This is a genomic window from Veillonella parvula (assembly GCF_042850485.1).
Lineage (GTDB): Bacteria > Bacillota > Negativicutes > Veillonellales > Veillonellaceae > Veillonella > Veillonella parvula_Q.
In genome coordinates, this window is sequence record NZ_AP031417.1 from 80,001 (window position 1) to 98,715 (window position 18,715).

Annotated in this window: 13 protein-coding genes and 2 rRNA genes (1 of these 15 running past the window's edge); all 15 read left to right on the forward strand. The window is 41.9% G+C overall.

The annotated features are described in order from the left end of the window. A 23S ribosomal RNA gene (locus tag ACGHIY_RS00215) occupies window positions 1–295 on the forward strand (it extends 2,640 nt beyond the left edge of the window). A gap of 220 nt (window positions 296–515) precedes the next feature. After that, window positions 516–632, forward strand: a 5S ribosomal RNA gene (gene rrf / locus ACGHIY_RS00220). A gap of 190 nt (window positions 633–822) precedes the next feature. Beyond that, window positions 823–1,194: a CGGC domain-containing protein gene (locus ACGHIY_RS00225; RefSeq protein WP_004694380.1), complete on the forward strand. Its 372-nt coding sequence runs from the start codon at window positions 823–825 to the stop codon at window positions 1,192–1,194. 154 nt (window positions 1,195–1,348) lie between these two features. After that, entirely contained in the window at window positions 1,349–2,521 is a 1,173-nt protein-coding gene (locus ACGHIY_RS00230) for a M48 family metallopeptidase (protein ID WP_315296460.1), read from the forward strand. Window positions 2,522–3,151: 630 nt separating this feature from the next. Next, window positions 3,152–3,763 (forward strand): MotA/TolQ/ExbB proton channel family protein, encoded by a 612-nt coding sequence (locus tag ACGHIY_RS00235; RefSeq protein ID WP_118091152.1) that lies wholly within the window; start codon window positions 3,152–3,154, stop codon window positions 3,761–3,763. Then, window positions 3,760–4,164: a biopolymer transporter ExbD gene (locus ACGHIY_RS00240; RefSeq protein WP_004694375.1), complete on the forward strand. Its 405-nt coding sequence runs from the start codon at window positions 3,760–3,762 to the stop codon at window positions 4,162–4,164. The genes ACGHIY_RS00235 and ACGHIY_RS00240 overlap by 4 nt, the downstream gene beginning before the upstream one ends. A 4-nt stretch (window positions 4,165–4,168) precedes the next feature. Next, the gene (locus ACGHIY_RS00245; protein WP_278452075.1) at window positions 4,169–4,915 is read left to right on the forward strand and encodes an energy transducer TonB; all 747 of its coding nucleotides are present in this window, start codon (window positions 4,169–4,171) and stop codon (window positions 4,913–4,915) included. A 177-nt stretch (window positions 4,916–5,092) separates the two neighbouring features. Then, window positions 5,093–7,039, forward strand: coding sequence for a TonB-dependent receptor (locus tag ACGHIY_RS00250; RefSeq protein WP_390525538.1), 1,947 nt, complete (start codon window positions 5,093–5,095; stop codon window positions 7,037–7,039). A 143-nt stretch (window positions 7,040–7,182) separates the two neighbouring features. Then, the gene (locus tag ACGHIY_RS00255; RefSeq protein ID WP_390525539.1) at window positions 7,183–9,165 is read left to right on the forward strand and encodes a TonB-dependent receptor plug domain-containing protein; all 1,983 of its coding nucleotides are present in this window, start codon (window positions 7,183–7,185) and stop codon (window positions 9,163–9,165) included. A 43-nt stretch (window positions 9,166–9,208) separates the two neighbouring features. Continuing rightward, entirely contained in the window at window positions 9,209–10,162 is a 954-nt protein-coding gene (locus ACGHIY_RS00260) for an ABC transporter substrate-binding protein (RefSeq protein WP_390525540.1), read from the forward strand. After that, window positions 10,155–11,192, forward strand: a complete 1,038-nt coding sequence (locus tag ACGHIY_RS00265) for a FecCD family ABC transporter permease (protein ID WP_390525541.1) — start codon at window positions 10,155–10,157, stop codon at window positions 11,190–11,192. Before ACGHIY_RS00260 ends, ACGHIY_RS00265 begins: the two co-directional genes overlap by 8 nt. Continuing rightward, on the forward strand, window positions 11,192–12,037 hold the full coding sequence (locus ACGHIY_RS00270) for an ABC transporter ATP-binding protein (protein WP_278452080.1): 846 nt from the start codon (window positions 11,192–11,194) through the stop codon (window positions 12,035–12,037). Before ACGHIY_RS00265 ends, ACGHIY_RS00270 begins: the two co-directional genes overlap by 1 nt. 97 nt (window positions 12,038–12,134) lie before the next feature. Then, the gene (locus ACGHIY_RS00275; protein WP_008715104.1) at window positions 12,135–13,064 is read left to right on the forward strand and encodes an ATP-binding protein; all 930 of its coding nucleotides are present in this window, start codon (window positions 12,135–12,137) and stop codon (window positions 13,062–13,064) included. A gap of 2 nt (window positions 13,065–13,066) precedes the next feature. Beyond that, entirely contained in the window at window positions 13,067–15,088 is a 2,022-nt protein-coding gene (locus ACGHIY_RS00280) for a VWA domain-containing protein (RefSeq protein WP_278470892.1), read from the forward strand. 3 nt (window positions 15,089–15,091) lie between these two features. Beyond that, window positions 15,092–18,715, forward strand: coding sequence for a cobaltochelatase subunit CobN (gene cobN / locus ACGHIY_RS00285; protein ID WP_390525542.1), 3,624 nt, complete (start codon window positions 15,092–15,094; stop codon window positions 18,713–18,715).

An 18,715-nucleotide genomic window follows, 5' to 3' on the forward strand; every position in this document is an offset into this window, starting at 1 on the left:
TCGGTCCCTATCCATCGCGGGCGGAAGAAACTTGAAGGGGGCTGCTCCTAGTACGAGAGGACCGGAGTGGACGAACCGCTGGTGTACCAATTATCCTGCCAAGGGTACAGTTGGGTAGCTACGTTCGGGACGGATAAATGCTGAAAGCATCTAAGCGTGAAACCAGCCTTGAGATGAGGTTTCTCATAGCATAAGCTAGTAAGATCCCATGTAGACGACATGGTAGATAGGCCAGGTGTGGAAGAGCCGTGAGGTTTGGAGCTGACTGGTACTAATCGATCGAGGGCTTTACTTAAGCAGCGTAACCAACTTGAAGGAGCAACGTGACGCACAAGTTGCGTGGAGTCGCTTACGTCGAAACGTAAGATTTCACGATGTGAAATCCACAGGCTTCGACGCAATCCTCCAGACGTGTACTTTGAGCATGGGACGCAACATATAATAAAACATTAAGCAGAATGTGCAACAAATATATATACCTTCTATGTGGTTTTCAGAGTACAAACTCTGACAGATTCAGTGGCGATGGCTATGAGGATCCACCTGTTCCCATCTCGAACACAGTAGTTAAGCTCATAAACGCCGAAAGTACTTGGCTGGAGACGGCCTGGGAGGATAGGAAGCCGCTGATTAATTAAAGGCACACCGAAGGGTGTGTCTTTTTTTGTATGGATTTTTATTCTTTTAAGGGAACTAATGAGCAAAGCAGTAGACGTTGAAGGAGTTACTTATATAATTAGTATTAATTATCGTGCTTTGAAGCACATATTTTTCTCATGGATATGGTATACTTAGGCTTATATCATATTTATAGGAGGTCATATGGCTAAGAAAATTGCGGTTCTCGTGAATGAGGATACAATGCAGCGCTGTTCTTGTGGCGGTTGTTTGAAAGCATTTATGAATAAAGCGGATTCTTTTGAGCGTTATGCTGATGAGGATATTGAGTTGGTGGGGTTCACACATAGCGGTGGGGATCTAGCCAAGAAGATTGAGTCTTTCAAGAAAAAAGGTGTTACTGCGGTACATCTTTCTACATGTACGCGTGGTAAGAATGAAAATTATGAAAGCATCGCAGAGCAGTGTGCTGAGGCGGGTTTTGATGTAGTAGGCTATACACATGGTGGTGCTGTTTCTAAAGATGGTAAAGAAGCGATAGTACTTTCAGCTAAACCAGTAACGACAGATCAATAGTCAACAATGCTTGAATTAACTATAACAGTTTGCAACATCTTATGATAGATGAATGATTGTTCCATTATTCATTTTATATTTACACTAAACTTATATTATATAGATAGTATGTAAATTATGAGTGATATATTTATCATTTTGAGAGGTTGAGAGAATGAATAAGAAACTTACAGCGGCTACTTTATCTATTGCTATGGCAGTGACAATGGCACCTACTATGATGCAAACGGCTTCTGTTAATGCTGCATCTGCTGCGGTACAATCCTTAGCTGGTGGTGCTATTGCTATGGCTTACGTATCTACTGCATTAAATAAAATGGATAATTCTGCAGAGGGGCAACAGGAGAGTTTGGCGCGCACAAAAGAGAAAACTGGTTACTTAAACGATAGTGCAGCCCAAGAGCGTGTAAATCGAATCATGAAGACATTAGAGGCGACACCTAGTGTAAAGCGTTCTTATGTTGTATATGCAAATCCTGATGAGGAGTTTAATGCGTTTGCCACACTTGGTCGTGTTATGTCTATTAACAAGGGTGCTCTAGATACACTGGATGATGATCAATTGGCCTATGTAATGGCTCATGAAATCTCTCATGGTGAGCATAAAGATATTATTAATGGTGCTAAGAAGCAAATCGGTCTTTCTACAGCGGTTGGCATTGCTGCTGGCGGTAGTGAAGGTGCGGCTATTTTATCTAATGTGGCAGGTAATTACTTATCCAATCAAGTGTTTACGATGAGCCAAGAAAAAGCCGCTGATGAGTTAGGCTTTAAGATTTTAAGTGAATCTCCATACAATGTGGGTGGTGCAGCTGGTTCTATGGCAGTACTGCGCAACAAAGTGGGGGAACACTACCGTGAAGGGCTTTCACAGGTGGTAGCACCTAATAACCATCCAAAGTTGTCCGATCGGGTGAACAATAATATTTCTCGTATGTACACATATTCTGGGAATCATGTAAACGTATCGAATGGTACTGTGTACGTAAACGGTGATAATATCTATACTCCAGCAGGTAGTGGCCGCTACACAGGCGAAGAGCGTGCTTATTACATGGCTGGTAAATTGGCACGATTGTATCATAACAATCAAGTGACACCAGGTTCTGCATCCTATAGTGGTGACACTGTAACGGTAGCTGGTCAATCCATTGTTTCTACGCCAAATGCGGACGTAGCATTACAAGTGGCAACAAATCTTAATAATGCATTTGTAAAACCTGCAGGTTCTGCTGTTAATGCGAAAAAACCAGTAAAGGTTAAACAAGAAAAGCCTAAAAAGGTAAAAGAAAATAAAAAGGCAAAAGCTGATAAAGCCAAAAAATAAATAAGAGCTATACATGGCATATAATTTTCTATAAGGATTTATGCTATTATAATCAGAATAATCAGAGGACCGAGCCCATTAAGGCTTAGTCCTCTTTTTATATAGATTGCCAATTTGTGACTTGAGTATATTATTTATAAGTTTATAAGATATATTGAGCGTTATAGGAGTCATTAATGGACCGTAAGGACATTGATAGTTTAGAGTATAAGTATTATTCATGTGTGAATAAATTATATTCATGGAGTAATAATAAGCTCATAAAAATACAAAAAGATTTTTGATGGTGGAACGTGAATTATAATGATTTTCGACTATAAAATATGATAGATTATCTTATTGAGCATAGTTTTAATAGATATAATTATTATATTTTTTATAATAATTATGAAGCTTTTATGCGAGAACTTAATATTGTCTATATATAGTGGATAGATGTATATTTAAGGTGGATGAAATATGTGGTTAGAATGGAATCTTATAGAAATATCATAACGGTAGGGGGTATAGGGTTATTGTACTTATATATGCTTTATAGGATAATGTCAATGTTGGTGGTTAATCTAATAATATAGATGACCATTTTTTTGTTAAATAACACGTAATTTTATACATTATATGGAGGCTATGATGGAGTATACAATTCACCTATTTAATGCAGGTGGTTTCGTTATGTATCCACTTGTACTATTCATGTTAGCAGCATGTACTATTTTATTTGAACGTATTCGTACGTACAGAAACATCAATCATGAGTTACAGCAGTTGTCCGATAGCATTGATGCAGGCCGTAATAGTAATAATTGGTCTACTCTAGAGAATTCTATAAAAAATAGTAATGACGCATTGAGTCGATTTGTGTCTCCTATCGTGGAGTCTGTATATAGTGCGGAAGGTTTAGAGAATCGTTTACATGATGTGGTAGGGTACATGGATGAACGTTTAAAACGTGGTCTTAACTGGCTTAGCATGATGGTAACAATGGCTCCATTACTTGGCCTTTTGGGTACTGTTGTTGGCATGATCCGCTCCTTCGCAGCCGTTGGTGGCGATATTGGTGCTCCTACTGTTATTACAGGCGGCGTATCCGAAGCACTGGTTGCCACTGCAACAGGGCTTTCAGTAGCCATCGTAGCATTAGCCATCCATAGTTGGTGCACAGATAAAGTAAATTCAGATATCGCAAAGTTAGAGCAAAAATTAGGTTCTATTATGGATTTATATATTAGGAGTCAACGATGAAACGTAGTTCAGTAGGCATACAAAAAGAACCTACCATCATGATTATACCTATGATTGATATCGTTTTCTTCTTGCTCGTATTTTTCATGATGAGTACGTTGTATATGAATACAGAGGAACAAATTCCTCTTAACTTACCAAAGGCTTCCTCTTCTTCTGCAAAGACGATTGAGCCTATCACAATTTCATTAACAGCTACACATAAGATGTATTTGAATGAACGTGAGATTGTCCCTGATCAATTAGGTAATGAAATTCAAGGTATTGTTGCAAAAGAACCTCAACAGGCATTTATTGTGCGTGCTTCTGAGGATATTGCGTATAAGGACGTTATCAATATTTTAGATAATCTTAAAATTAGTGGTGCTCGGTTTGTTAGTGTAGCTACAGAACGGAAGTGATTCTATGGTAGATAAACGATATGGAATTCCTTTCGTAGCTGCATTGGTATTAAATCTTGCGTATTGGGGTGTTGTAGGTGATTGGTTTGGTCATATAAAACCTCCAGAAACACCAAAAAAAGACTTGGTTATCAATCTCGATATGGGGCAGCAAGAACCTCCTCAAGAGAAGAAAGATCCTGAGAAATTAAAGATTCAACCTGACGACAAACCCGTCGCAGGGGGTGGTAAAGCAGGTAGTGTGTTGCCTGATTTATCGGGAAAGCCCACAGAAGGTTTAAAAAATCTGAATCCTTACTTAGGTGGTAATGAGACGGCATCAGTCAATTTGAATGGTAATACTGATAATCCTGTTGGCAATCCAGGCAGTGGCAATGTACCAGGCCCTGGTGGTGGTAACGCTGGCAATGGTGGTAAAGCTAATGATGGGCCAGGCTCAGAAGGGGGAAATCCTGGTACTAGTAATACGGAAGGCACGGGTTACTTTGATGTTTCTGAATACCGAGCTAGCTTAGATGCTAATAAAGTAATGCCGCCACAAGCTGTTCGACGAGGTATTACCGGAGTAGTTACTATTAGAGTTTATTTTGATGGTGAAGGTAATTATGTAAGTGCTAGAATTGAAGAAAGCAGTGGCTCTAGTCTCCTAGATAATGATGCACTTGCACTTGCAGCTAGGTCAGGTGGTGCTATAAATACAACTGGCGAACCTAAATCAGATGTTTTTTATATAAGATATAGCTTTGAGTAGTGATTTGAATAGCTCGATTTAGTTGAAATTGAATCAATGAAAAGCAAATTTAATATGGAAAATATACTATGTAGGGGATATGAGGATACTCGTATCCCCTACACTAAATTGTCCGTTGTTGCAGTATTTAAGCTATAAATTAATAGATTTCAAATAGTTTTTAATAGAAGATATAGGATGATAAATGGAATGAATAAATATGTATATGCGGCCACAATGATAGGTTTATTTAGTGTGACTACTAATGGTTATACTGTAGATGTAACAACTAATCAAAGTCAAGAGGCGGCAAATATTATTAATATAACAGCTAATCGTACAGCGTTATTAGATTTAGATACACCGGTATCGACTTCTGTTATTACCCAAGAGGATATACAAAATAGCGGCGCTAAGACTGCCTTTGATGCGGTCGCCAATGTACCGGGTGTAACCATTAATTCCTTTAGTGCGTCTGGCGCAGATTTTGGTGGCATGGATAGCCGTACGAATATTCGTGGCCTCGACCGCGGTGCACTTGTTCTTGTAAACGGTGTACCTATGAACTTAAATGGTAAGAGCGGAATTGGCTCTATACCTACTAGTGCGATTGAGCGCATCGAAGTCGTGAAGGGGGCAGCCTCCACCTTATATGGTGCAGAAGCTTTGGGTGGCGTTATAAATATTATTACAAAAACGCCGTCAAAAGAGGGCGGTTCTGCTATGGTAGCTGTAGGTAATCGAGGCTCCAAGAGATTTGATATTTCTTATGGTACTGATCGATTCCTCGTTGGTATCGATAGAAAATACTGGGGGACTCAAGATCCATCTACACCGGTGCGGTATGACTATACAGGCCGAAAGGGTTATGATTACTACACTACGCGCAATAAAGGTAATTCCTTAGGTGTGTTCATGAGCGGTAAGCTTTCAGATAAGATAACCTTAAATTATACTCGCGCTGAAAGCCGTTCCTCCTTTGGTTTGATTAGTACAGAAAGAAATCCTGTGAGACAGGCTCGTCATTCTACGACATATCATTACAAGGATGACCGTAATAATGCATCTTTGATTTATAAAGATGATAATACGACGGGAACATTGTTTTATAATGACCGTACTATGCGTGGTGAAAGCCGTGTTCATAGTGCTAAACAGTTCAAGCCGACCGAAACCAGTTATGTAGCTCGTCAATATGGTATAGATGTACAACATGAATGGGACTTTAGAGGCGGTAAGGATTATTTGATTGCCGGTGTTACAGGTAAGCAAGAAACCTATCGTGCCACACATGCCCCTGTGTATACACGGCCTCATCGTAATACCTATGCGGTGTACAGTAGCTATTCTCGTGAAATCAATCCCAAATGGACTGCCATTTTGGGCTTGCGTTATACAGCCATTAGTGATCCTATTAAGGACCAACATGTGTTAACGCCTCAGTTCCAATTGTTGCACACCATCAATAAAGCTTCCTCCATGTACTTAAATATAGGGAAAGCTTACACGATGCCTAGCTTGAGTGATTCATTCCGTAGCGTGAACCGCCAATATACAGCAGTAAGTGGTAAAAATCTTAAGCCTGAAGAGGGTTGGAACTATGAATTAGGTTATAAACGTCTTAATAAGAAGGATAGCTGGAAGGTGGACGTGTTCTATATGGACTTCAAGAACTTCTTCCAATGGCAACCTGATGTAAATGGTCGCCCAACCGTTCGCGTAAACGGTGGTAAATTCCACAATGTTGGGATTGAAGCTGAGTATAGTAGACATTTGTCAGATCGACTCAAAATGAGTGTAAGTGGTTCTTATTCTAATCCAAAACAAAAGGAAATGAATGAAACCTATTGGAAACAAGCGGCTCCTAAGTTACAGTTTACAACCGGCATTCATTATAAAAGCCCAACCTGGGAAGCTGGTACATCCTTTAGCTTTGTTACCAAACGTTTGCGCAATCGTGATGGCGGCTTGAATCCTAACATTGCTCTTTGGAATGCTTACGTTGGGTATCACTTTAACAAAGATGCTACATTACGCCTCGATGCACGCAATCTTTTGAATCGTCATAATGTGGTATCCAATGGAGATTATGAATACTGGGATGCACCATTCAATTATGAATTAAGTTATACACAAAAATTTTAATATGTATTAACGATACAATCCCCCGAGAATGCAGTAGCGGTAGGGGTATGGGTTTTGTGCGGGCCAAATAAATGTGTAATAATACAAATAAGTAGTTTATATAATTGTGTGAATGTATATATGTGTTAAGTGAGGCATTTGGTATGAGACAACAAATTAAGCATCGTATATCTATACTTGTAGGTTTAGCATTGATAGGATTGTCTGTGAATGGATATGCAGCAGAGGTAAGTGCTGATAAGACTCCCACTACAGCTGCATCGAGTGAATCTAATGGAGTATCTGAAATCCATACTATTAATGTAACAGCAAATCGCATGGCTCTTTTAGATTTAGATACGCCGGCTGCGATGGATGTTATTACTCAAAAGGACTTAGCTAATAGCGGTGCTAAAAATGCATTTGATGCAGTTAATATGGTACCAGGCATTACGTCTTTTTCCTATGGTGCATCCGGTCTTGAATATGGGGCTATGGATAGCCGTGTGAATATCCGTGGCCTTGAACGGGGATCCTTGATTCTTATGAATGGGGTACCGATGAACCTCAATGGCAAGGGCGGCCTTAGTTCTATTCCGACTAGCTCTATTGAACGCATTGAAGTATTAAAAGGTGCAGCGTCTGCTTTATATGGCGCTGATGCTATGAGTGGTGTTATCAATGTAATTACTAAGACTCCAAGTAAAGAAGGGGGCTCTGCTACGATAGGTTTTGGTAATATGGGCCGCCAAACTTATAAAATTAACTATGGGACGCCTCGCTTCTTAATAGGTGTGGAACGTAACTTTTTTGGCGCTCAAGATCCTGAAACCCCTATCCGCTCCGATATCGGTGGTTATGCTAGAGGGTATGAATATTATACAGCTCGTAACAAAGGGAATTCTTTAGGTGTATTTATGAGCGGTAAATTAAATGATAAGTTGACTTTGAACTTTAGCCGCTTTGAAGGTAATTCTTCTTTTGGACAGTTAAGTACAGAAACGAATCCTATTAAGCAAAAGCTTCACTCTACAACATATGCTTATAAAGATACTAAAAATAATGCGTCTTTAGTTTATAAAGATGGCAATACTACAGGTACAATCTTCTACAACGATAGAGATTTGTATGGTAAAAGTCGCGTACATAGCAAAAAGGCATATACGTTGAGTGATAATAACTATATTGCTCGACAATATGGTTTTGATGTACAACATGAATGGGATTTCCGCGGTGGTAAGGACTATTTTATTGCGGGTGTACTTGGTAAACGAGAAACATATCGCACCACATCTGGTCCGTACTATGGAAATCCACATCGCAATAGTTATGCCGTTTATGGTACATACTCTTATCAAATCAATCCTAAATGGACTAGTATTTTAGGCTTGCGTTATTCGGATATTAAAGACCCTGTGAAAAATCAGCGCGTATTAATTCCTCAGTTCCAATTACAACATCGTATCAACAAGGAATCATCCATGTATATAAATGTTGGTAAAGCTTTTAGAATGCCGAATCTAAGCGATACTTTCAAGAAAATTAATAAAGGCTATGCCTCTGTTAGTGGACGTAATTTGAAACCTGAAGAAGGTTGGAATTACGAATTAGGCTATAAACACATTACTAACAAAGATAGCTGGAAAGTAGCGCTCTTCTATATGGACTTTAAAAACTTCTTCTCTTGGAAACCGGATAGCAATGGTAAAAACACGATTCGCGTAAATGGTGGTCGCTATAGAAATGTCGGTATCGAAGCCCAATATGGTCGTAAATTAACAGATCACTTAAAAATGACTGTGGGTGCGTCGTATTCTAATCCAAAACAACGAGAAATCGATAAGACCTATTGGAAACAAGCTAACCCTAAATTGCAATTTACAGGGGGTATCCATTACAATAGCTCAACCTGGACTGCAGGTACTAGCATCAACTTTGTCACAAAACGGATGAAGAACCGCGATGGTGGTACAAATCCAAATCTTATAGCTTGGAATGCATACGTAGGCTATCAATTCAATGAAAACTCATCCTTGCGGCTAGAAGCACGTAACTTGTTAAACCGTCATAATGTTATTTCCAACGGCGACTGGGAATACTGGGATGAACCATTTAATTACCAACTTAGCTATACTCAAAAATTCTAGTCTTTATGTAATCACTAATTAGAACTATACAAGGAGTATCATCATGAACAAGAAAATTGGATTTTTCATATGTTTGATGATACTCCTTTGTGTATGTATAGCGGGTTGTGGACCTCAATCGGAGGCAAATGTAACGCCATATACTCGTTATGTTGACAGTCATGATGACGTTCAAGTTGCTGTTCCAGAGCATCCAAAACGGATTTTATCACTGTCTTCTGCGGTCGACACAATTTTATTAGGACTTATAGAACCAGAACGTTTAGCAGGCATTAATAAATTGTCTACCTATGAGGAATATTCGCTAGAGGCGAAGCGCGCAAAGCTGGTAAAACCAGTGTTGAGTTCGTATCCTTTGGAGAAAATCATAGCCTTGAAACCGGATCTCGTTATAGCTCCAGATTATATATCGGCTGATGTTATCTATGGTTTACGGCACATGGGTATAGCCACTGTTGTGGTACCTACCCCTTCTACGGTGGACGGAGTGATTCAGAATGTGATGGATATTGCTCATATTATCGGCGAAGATGAAAAGGGTAGCTTTTACATTCGGAAGATTCATCGTGAAATAGATGAAATAAAGCACCTAGCAGAATCTATTCCAATTGAGCAGCGTAAGACGGTTCTCTTTGTATCATCTATGGACGGATATACGGGAACAGGAAGCCTTTTTGATGATATGTGTCACTATATGAGTATCTATAATGCACCTGATCGGATTGGCTTACCACCGCACATACCCTTTGGGGAGGAGAGAGTGCTAGCCATGAATCCAGACTACATTTTTATTCCATCCTATAAGGGAATGGACAAGAATTTGGCGGATCGATATTTAAAAAATCCGGCCTTTCAAAATCTGCCGGCTATCAAGGAAAATCGTGTTAAGCCTTTACCGGCAGCGTACTTATATACTATGAATCAGCATATTGGGGAAGCGATGCTAGCCATTATGTATACTGTGTATCCTCAATTAGAAAGGAATTCTCATGACTAAACAGACACAACGCATCATGGCGATAACTTTGATTGGGGTTTTGCTATGTATCGTGAGCTTATTGGCGCTCCATGTAGGGACCATTATGATTCCTATTGGAGGGGGTGTGCAAAGTATTTTAAATGGCATGGGCATACCTGTGAGTTTTACGGAGCCTATTACGGCTGAACAAGAGGCTGTACTGTGGTTTATCCGCATGCCGCGCCTCATCATTGGACTACTCGTAGGCGGTGCCTTGGCAATCGCTGGTGCCGTTATGCAAGGGGTATTCTCGAATCCGTTGGCTGATCCAGGTATTATGGGCGTATCCGCAGGGGCATCTCTCGGTGCGGTTATCGCCATCGCCCTTGGTGTAACATCTCTTGGCATGTTTTACATGCCTGCCTTTGCCTTCGTAGGGGCCTTTGTATCCGTTGGGATTACTATATTGTTAACATGGCGTAATAACAAGCTCGACACGACCACCTTGTTGCTTGCTGGTGTAGCTGTTAGTATGCTGCTCGGTGCTTTCACATCGGGCATCTTGACGATGATTAATGAATACCGCTTGCGTGAATTCCTATTTTGGATGGTGGGTGGACTTGATTTTCGTCGCTGGGACCACGTTCTACTAGCGGTGGGGCCTATCATGACGGGCAGCGTTATATTAATGATGCTCGGTCGTCACCTGAATGTACTCGTTCTCGGTGATACAGAGGCGCGTGCCTTGGGTTTGCCTGTTATGGTGTATCGCATGCTATTCCTGTTTTTGGCATCTGTCGTTACTGCTACTGCGGTGTGCGTCAGTGGTTCCATTGGTTTTGTAGGTCTTGTAGTACCTCATATTGTACGGCTTTTGGTTGGGCCGGATCATCGAATACTATTGCCTATGGCGGCTGTTGGAGGTGCCTTATTCCTCGTATTCTGCGATACATTAGGCCGCGTCATTGCTCAACCAATTGAGATTCGCGTTGGTATTATGACGGCTCTCTTAGGGGCACCGTATTTTCTTTATTTACTTCATCGCTTGCGTAGTAAAGGAGGGGCCTAATGAAACTAGATGTTCAATCTCTATCCGTCACATTAGGGGAAACCACCATTCTAAAGGATGCGTCCTTTTCTATTGATAGGGGTGAGTTTGTCGGCATTATCGGGCCTAATGGTTCTGGTAAAACGACGTTATTAAAAACCTTGCGTGGTCTCTATCCTACGTCTGGTGGCGATGTTTTGTGGGATGGTAAAAGCATCGCTTCTTTGAGCGACAAGGAAATCGCTCATCATGTGGCGTATATGCAACAGTCCGTAAATGTTTCCTTCGATTATGAAGCCATCGATATTGTGATGACCGCTCGTTATCCGTATCTTAAATGGTGGCAACAAGAGGGACCAGAAGATAAGGTTATCGTTGAACAGGCTATGAAAGAGGTCGGTGTTTATCATCTGCGTAATCGCTCCGTACAAAACCTGAGTGGCGGTGAGCGACAACGGGTATTCTTAGCAAAGGCATTAGCTCAACAAACAGAGGTCTTATTACTAGATGAGCCGACGGCTGCGCTCGATTTAGTGTATGCTGACGATATTTTCCATGAAGGCCGCCGATTATGTGACGAAGGCAAAACGATTTTAATCGTCGTTCATGACTTAGAGTTAGCTGCCAAATATTGCACCAAACTCGTTTTGGTGAGTGATGGTCACATCGTTGATGTAGGTGCACCTCGAGATGTATTGACGGCAGAAAATTTACGAAATGCGTTCCGTTTATCGGCTGCGGTCTATGACGATCCGTACTTTAAACAACAACGTATCTTTGTATTCCCAAAAGGAACTACAAAGATTGATGACTTCAAACAAACCGAAGTTACTTCAGAAATGTCTATTGATCCAAATCTGAAATAGTTAGAATGGATTACGATACTTAGCGTTTTCCTAGGGGTTATTGATTTATTATGTATGGTGATTATTTTGTATTGCGAATCTGAGTGAGGTTAGGTGTATGCTATATCCATTTACTGCTATTGTTGGTCAAGATGAAATGAAATTGGCCTTGTTGCTCAATGCCATAAACCCATCAATCGGCGGTGTGTTAATTGAAGGCGAAAAAGGCACTGCTAAGTCTACGGCTGTACGTGCGTTAGCGAATCTGTTACCTCCTATGGAAACAGGCGCATCAGCGATGTCTGTTGTTGAGCTACCTATCAATGCTACGGAAGATCGTGTTGTAGGATCCATAAATTTGGAAAAGGCATTACAAGAGGGGGTAAAAGCCTTTGAACCGGGTATTTTACATGCAGCCCATCAAAATATTCTCTACGTAGATGAGGTTAATCTATTAGATGACCACATTGTAGATATTTTGTTAGACGTGGCAGCTATGGGGGTGAATACGGTAGAACGGGAAGGGGTGAGCCACTCTCATCCATCTCGTTTTATCCTCGTAGGAACGATGAATCCTGAAGAAGGCGACCTTAGACCTCAGCTGTTAGACCGTTTCGGACTATCTGTTATGGTCTATGGAGAACAGGACCCGGCACAACGTATGGAGGTAATCAAGCGTCGCCTCGCCTTTGGCGACAATGCTGAAAGCTTTGTAGCGTCTTACAAGGAATCAGAACGTAGCCTGCACGAACGTTTATTACAAGCTCGTGAAGTATTGCCAGGCATCATCCCATCTGATGATGTGTTGTTGCAAATAGCGAGTATCAGCATAGGTGTCGGCGTTGATGGACATCGCCCAGACATTACGATGATGCATACGGCTCGTGCTCATGCAGCCTTTCACAGTCGCAACCAAATTACAGCGGAAGACCTCAAGGTGGCGGCACGATTAGCTTTAAAACATCGCTTACGTCGCTTGCCATTTGAAGAACAAGGTTACGATGAGGAGCGCATTGATACAGTGGTATCGGCAGTGCTTGAGGGCTAGTTATGGAAACATCTGTACAAGAGGCCCTCAAAATAGGCCTTGTAAACGACCAGATTCATACCATTGTTATTTCTGGAGGTACCGGTGTTGGTAAAAGCTATGTACTTCGTCAGTGCCTCGAGAAATGGCAAATTCCATATCGTTTGATACCTGTTTATATAGATACTTCACAACTACAAGAGTCCATCGATTTTGAAGCATCCCTTGCACAGGGTAAGATGGTTATGGCATCTGGCTTATTAGGTGATACGAGTAATCGATGCTGGGTTGTCGATGATGCTCACGTTCTGTCGCCTGAAGTCCGTCATACACTATTGGTAGAAGCGAAACTTCGTCAAATACTACTCATTATGACCGTAAACCATGAGGATGGAACCTTAGATGATGCGGAGTGGGAACTCGTAGATGTGCATGTATCTATGGACGCACCTACACTACAATCTAAAGTGAAGGTGTTACAACGAATGCGAGATGAAATTGAGCCTTCATCTGAGGATATATTAAGCCTAATAGATCCTAAACGAGTTCAATCTATATTTGTTTCTGATGCTATGCTTTCACTGGCTATATCCTATGCATTGCAAGCTCGAACCGTAGGTCATGATGCAGAATATGTATTGTTACAAGTTATGAAATCTCTAGCAGTTCTTGATGGCAGTTCTTACTGTAAGCCTTTACATGCAGAACAAGCAGCTCTTTATGTATTGCCGCACCGTATGAAGCGCAATGATATACCTGAATCTCAGACCTCACAAGGAGAGGAATCAAATAGTGCAAGTGATCAAAATCAGTCGCAGAAGAGTACGGAAACAACGGATGATTCCGATGGAGATAACTTGAATAACGCTGATTCCGGAGACTCCAAGTGTGATGAATCCAATTCTAACGAGCTAAACTCTAATGGACAGGACAATTCAAATGCTGATGGACATGACTCAAATGATATAGATTTTGATGATGGTAAATCAAGTGGGTCCAATGCTCTAGAAACATCGGATTCTACACAGAATGAGTCAGAGGATTCTGATTCAATGAATACTCAAGGTGACCTATCTAATAGAATATCTTCTTCATGTTTGCCAGATACTGTTGCCCGTATAGCTAACCAATTTTTTCAGTGGAAACTGCAATCTTCTAAAACAGTAGACCGTCAGTACCGTAAGGGTTCCGGTCGGCGCCTCATGACTAAAACAAAGGACATTAGAGGGCGCATGATTCGAGCCTATCAAGATGAACGTGCTTTAGAGGATTTAGCTTTAATTGATACATTACGTGCAGCCGCACCGTATCAACGATTGCGAGCCGTTGAAAGGGTAACGCCATTACAGGCAGATACCCCATTAAATGTGGTAGAGCGATCTGTTACATCGGAATGCTTATGTCAAAGGGCCCCACAAGCAGAGCGTCATGATTTAAAAGGGCTATCTATTGTAGTAAAACCCCAAGATTACCGCCGAAAAGCTCGTGAAAAGCGGATCGGTGCGTACCAGCTTTTTGTAGTGGATGCCAGTGGCTCTATGGCGGCACGACATCGCATGGAGGCGACAAAAGGTGCAATTTTGAGCCTATTGCGAGACTCCTATATTCACCGTGATTCGGTGGGACTCATTGCATTTCGCAAGGATTCAGCAGAGGTACTATTACCTTTCACTCGTAGCGTAGAGCGAGCAGAGCGATTGTTAGCAAAATTGCCAACAGGGGGAAAGACCCCTTTAGCTCAAGGTTTACGAGTAGCCTATACTATGTGCGATAGATTGTTGCGTGCCCATCGGGCGGAACGAATTCAGATTATATGTATCACCGATGGTCGAGCTACGTCGGGTGATTCTGAGGACCCTGTAGCGGAGTCCAAGCAATGGGCTCGTATCCTTGGCACTTTGCCTGTAGATTGTATCGTTATTGATACGGAAACGGGCTTTATCAAGCTCGGCCTAGCTAAGGAATTGTGTAAATTGATGAATGGCAGTTATTATGCCATGGATTCCATTACATCAGATAGTATTTTGAGCGTATCGCGGAGGTAGATCATGAGTCGACTCCTGTATATTTCTAATTTAGGAAAACAAATCCAATATATAGAAAAAGCTGTTGCTACTTACCCGGAACTCTTACAGGGCGAGGTGGACCTTTGCAATATGAAAAAGCCTCCTCAATGGGATGCTGACTTTGAAAGTCGCTTACGCGCTGCCGATGTAGTTCTGGTAACGAATATGGGGGTTGGTTTAGACTCGCCCTTCTTAGAACGTCTGGAACGCTGGTTATATGCACATCATCCTAAATACTGGATTGATGTAGTAGAACCTAAGAAAACAGATATTATATATCGCAATTTGGATGAGGATAAACGGGTCCTTCTTGAAAGCTACCGCCGAACCAGTGGGGTCATGAATTATGTACGCTTAATCAACGGTGCTTTCAGTACAAAACCTACCTCTGAATGGGAAGAGCCAGATCCTATTCCTTGGCAAGCCATTATGGGTCGAGAAGGCAATATCTACGAAACCTATGATGAGTTTATGGATGCCGAAGGGCATCGAGATTGGCCATCTATAGCGGTCTACTTTTACCGTGACGAATGGATCATGGGGGATATTGAGTATCAACAGGCCTTATTTGAAGAGATTTACAAACATCAGTACAATCCGATTATTTTTTATGGGCAATACGGTTCGAATCCTCGCGTAGGCATTCCGAATATGAAATTGTCCATGAACCATCTTTTTGGGAAGGATATATTCCCCTTTGACGTGCTTATCAATACTTGTAAATTCTCCTTCCAGTCCTTAGGGGCTCAAACCTTGGAGGAGTTAAAATTACAGGACGTACCTATCGTTCAAGGGTATACCATATACATGGATGAGAAATCCTGGGCTGAGAATCCACAAGGAGTTACGCCGTTAGATGTGAATTTATCCATATCACAGCCTGAGTTAGATGGTGTTATTCAAGGCGGTGTAGTGGCTTGTCAGACCTTTGATGAGCGTGGTCACTATGTGTATTTACCTGTGAAAGAGCGCATTGCGGCCGTCGTTCAGCGAGCTATTAAATGGTCTAAGTTGCGGTATATTCCTGTATCTGAGCGAAAGATAGCCATTATTTTACACAACTATCCGCCTAAGAATTCTAATATTGGTTCTGCAGCAGGCCTTGATACGCCTGAGTCGGTGCTACGATTATTAGAACAGATGAAAGAGGAAGGTTATACGATAGATTCTGTGCCTGATACGAGTGCAGATTTAATGGACATTGTTACATCCCACATGACAAACGACCGCTCCATGCTTACCGATGAGTTGCTAGCTTCGGCTGAAGGTCGCTTGAGCAGTAAGGATTACAAAGCATACTTTGAAACACTGCCAGCAGATACGCAACAAGCTATGGTTACATCTTGGGGGGAGGCCCCAGGAGATGTATTTGTCTACGATGATGAAGTCATCATTCCAGGTTTTTCAAATGGCAATCTGTGGATTACGGTGCAACCACCGCGCGGCTTCGGAGAGAATGTATCTGCCATCTATCACGATCCTTGCTTACCTCCACCGCATCAATATTTGGCGTTCTACCACTGGGTTCGGAATGTCTTTGAAGCGGATGCGGTTATTCATGTAGGCACACATGGCTCCTTAGAATGGTTACCAGGTAAGGGGGCTGGTCTTAGCGCTAGCTGTTATCCTGAAATCGGTATCTCTAGTTTGCCAAATATTTACCCGTACTGGACAACCATCATTGGGGAAGGTATACAAGCAAAACGGCGTAGTTCAGCCTGTTTAGTGGGCCACTTGTCGCCACCGATGACGACGGCGGGGCTCTACGATGAATTTGAAGAGCTAGAAGCTTTACTAGATGAGCATAGTCATTTTGAACAGGAGCATCCTGAGAGTGTAGCAGACATAGGTGAAGTGATTCGCGAAAAGGCCCTGGCCTGTCACCTTATCGATGAAGAAAAGGGACCTACTATGGTGGTGGACGATATAATTACAGAAGTTCACGAAAAGCTAAGCGACTTAAAGCATATGCAAATGCGCAATGGTTTACATATCTTGGGTCAAGGCCCTAAGGGGACAGATTTAGAAGAATTTATTACCGCTATCATACGGACCCCTCAAGGAGATATTGCATCAGGTCTTGAAACGCTAGCCGCTGAGTTAGGGTATGATTGGTCGTATCTAGAGCAACATGCTGGCGAAGTCAATGATGACGGAATTCGTAATAATGTGATTATCGATCGAATTTGGCAGGAATTACGAGCGTTTGTGTCTAATATTATACATAAACCAGATTATAAGGCGCCTCAAAGTTTAGAGCCTTTGGTAGATGCCATAGTTCGTGAGTATATACCTAAATTAGGTCAAACCCAAAATGAGCTCAGCTCTATCTCTAAAGCGTTACAAGGAACCTATGTTGAACCTGGTCCCGGTGGAGCCCCATCGAGTGGTCAAGTCGATGTATTACCTACGGGTCGTAACTTTTATGGTTTAGATGAAAGAGCCTTGCCTACAAAGATAGCCTACCAATTAGGTATAGAGCTTGCAGATCAAGTTATGGCTGATTATATTTTAAATGAACAGCGCTATCCCGAGACGATAGGGATTATCTTATGGGCTAGTAGCAACTCTAGAAGTCATGGTCAGTGTTTAGGTGAATTCCTCTACTTGTTGGGGGTTCGTCCTAAATGGCAATCTAACGGTCGTATTTCAGGTCTCGAGGTTATTCCGCTAGATGAATTACAACGCCCTCGTATCGACGTGATGGGCCGCATCAGTGGCCTCATTCGAGATATGATGCCTACTGCTATCGGCTGGCTCGACAAAGCCGTTGAAATGGTGGCAGAATTAGATGAGTCGTTGGAAGACAACTACGTGAAAAAGCATATTCACGATGATGTAGACTGGCTCGTTGAGCAAGGTGAGGACCCTCTATTGGCTACTAAAAAGGCTAGACTCCGCATCTTTGGCGATCCGCCCCAAGCTTATGGCACGGGTGTAGGTGCCTTGATTGAAGGCAAAAACTGGGAGTCTTTACAAGATATTGCTCAAGTTTATAGCCAGTGGAGTAGCTTTCACCTGCACAAGGACATTCCTCAGGACATGAGGCTATTCCAACGTCGATTAACCACGATGGATGTGACCATTAAGAACGAAGATAATCGAGAAACCCATATTATGAGTGCTGATGATTATTATAGTTATCATGGTGGTCTCATTGCAGCGGTGCGCACCGCAAAGGGCAGTGCGCCGCGCGCCTATGTGGGGGATAGCTCAGACCGCAGTCGTGTTGTGATGAGGCCTTTAGGTGACGAAATTCGCCGCGTCGTGCAAGGGGAAACGCAGAACCCTAAATTTATTCAAGCCATGATGAAACATGGCTACAAAGGGGCATCGGATATGTCGAATGTCGTATCCCATACCTTTGGTTGGGATGCTACGAGTGATGTCGTACCAGACTGGGTCTATGAAGGGTATGCTAATAAGTATGCTTTAGACAAGACGGTACAAGACTGGATGCGCAATGTAAATCCTTGGGCGTTGCAGCGCATTACAGAAATCTTATTAGAGGCTTCTCAGCGTGGTTATTGGGACGCATCCCCAGAGATATTACAAGATTTGCAATCATTATTTATTTCCATGGAAGGGGTTATAGAAGGTCGTTAG

Coding starts and splice junctions, on each gene's coding strand:
- ACGHIY_RS00225 (WP_004694380.1), top strand. CDS start 823: ATGGCTAAGAAAATTGCGGTTCTCGTGAATGAGGATACAATGCAGCGC.
- ACGHIY_RS00230 (WP_315296460.1), top strand. CDS start 1,349: ATGAATAAGAAACTTACAGCGGCTACTTTATCTATTGCTATGGCAGTG.
- ACGHIY_RS00235 (WP_118091152.1), top strand. CDS start 3,152: ATGGAGTATACAATTCACCTATTTAATGCAGGTGGTTTCGTTATGTAT.
- ACGHIY_RS00240 (WP_004694375.1), top strand. CDS start 3,760: ATGAAACGTAGTTCAGTAGGCATACAAAAAGAACCTACCATCATGATT.
- ACGHIY_RS00245 (WP_278452075.1), top strand. CDS start 4,169: ATGGTAGATAAACGATATGGAATTCCTTTCGTAGCTGCATTGGTATTA.
- ACGHIY_RS00250 (WP_390525538.1), top strand. CDS start 5,093: ATGATAAATGGAATGAATAAATATGTATATGCGGCCACAATGATAGGT.
- ACGHIY_RS00255 (WP_390525539.1), top strand. CDS start 7,183: ATGAGACAACAAATTAAGCATCGTATATCTATACTTGTAGGTTTAGCA.
- ACGHIY_RS00260 (WP_390525540.1), top strand. CDS start 9,209: ATGAACAAGAAAATTGGATTTTTCATATGTTTGATGATACTCCTTTGT.
- ACGHIY_RS00265 (WP_390525541.1), top strand. CDS start 10,155: ATGACTAAACAGACACAACGCATCATGGCGATAACTTTGATTGGGGTT.
- ACGHIY_RS00270 (WP_278452080.1), top strand. CDS start 11,192: ATGAAACTAGATGTTCAATCTCTATCCGTCACATTAGGGGAAACCACC.
- ACGHIY_RS00275 (WP_008715104.1), top strand. CDS start 12,135: ATGCTATATCCATTTACTGCTATTGTTGGTCAAGATGAAATGAAATTG.
- ACGHIY_RS00280 (WP_278470892.1), top strand. CDS start 13,067: ATGGAAACATCTGTACAAGAGGCCCTCAAAATAGGCCTTGTAAACGAC.
- cobN (WP_390525542.1), top strand. CDS start 15,092: ATGAGTCGACTCCTGTATATTTCTAATTTAGGAAAACAAATCCAATAT.